This window comes from Streptomyces sp. NPDC059994 (assembly GCF_042737755.1).
Taxonomy (GTDB): Bacteria; Actinomycetota; Actinomycetes; order Streptomycetales; family Streptomycetaceae; genus Streptomyces.
Genome location: NZ_JBHWUR010000029.1, coordinates 5,337 through 6,059, shown reverse-complemented (window position 1 = coordinate 6,059; position 723 = coordinate 5,337). Strand labels below are relative to the sequence as shown.

General features: G+C 67.5%; 1 protein-coding gene. It reads right to left on the bottom strand.

Going from position 1 to position 723, the window contains the following annotated elements:
* The coding region (locus tag ACFWA7_RS16975) for a WD40 repeat domain-containing protein (protein WP_385823619.1) at nucleotides 1-572 on the bottom strand (572 nt) is incomplete at its 3' end.
* Between the last annotated feature and the right edge of the window lie 151 nt (nucleotides 573-723).

Here is a 723-nt window from a genome sequence, read left to right as displayed (position 1 = left end):
AGGCGGGCGGTGCCGTCCCTGCTCCCGGTGGCCAGGGTGGTGCCGTCGGGGCTGAACGAGACCGAGAGCACGGTGCTGGTGTGGCCGGTGAGAGTGCGCCGTAGGGCGCCAGTTGTGGTGTCCCACAAGGCGGCATTGTCGCTGGCGGTGGCCAGGGTGCGGCCGTCCGGGCTGAACACGATCTCAGGCACGAAACCGAAACCGGTGATGGGGAGGGTGTGCCGGGGTTGGCCGGTTGCGGTGTTCCACAGCTGTACGGCGCCGTCGCTGCCAGCAGTAGCCAGGGTGCGGCCGTCGGGGCTGAACGTCATCGCGAACAGGGAACCGGCGCCGATTCTGATGGTGGACAGGGGGAGGCCAGTGGTCGTCTTCCACAATTGCACGGTGCCGTCTGGGGCAGTGGCGGCCAGGGTCCTGCTGTCGGGACTGAACACCGATTTGTAAGGGTCCTTGTTGAGGCCCGTGAGGGTGCGCAGCGGTTGGCCGGTTGCGGTGTTCCACAGTTGTACGGCGCCGTCGCTGCCAGCAGTAGCCAGGGTGCGGCCGTCAGGACTGAACGCCACCGCGTTCACACTGTGCTGACCAGCGAGGGTGTGCAGAAGGTGGCCGGTGGCGGTGTCCCGCAGTTGCACGGTGCCGTCTGGGGCAGTGGCGGCCAGGGTCCTGCTGTCGGGACTGAACACCGATTTGTAAGGGTCCTTGTTGAGGCCCGTGAGGGTGCGC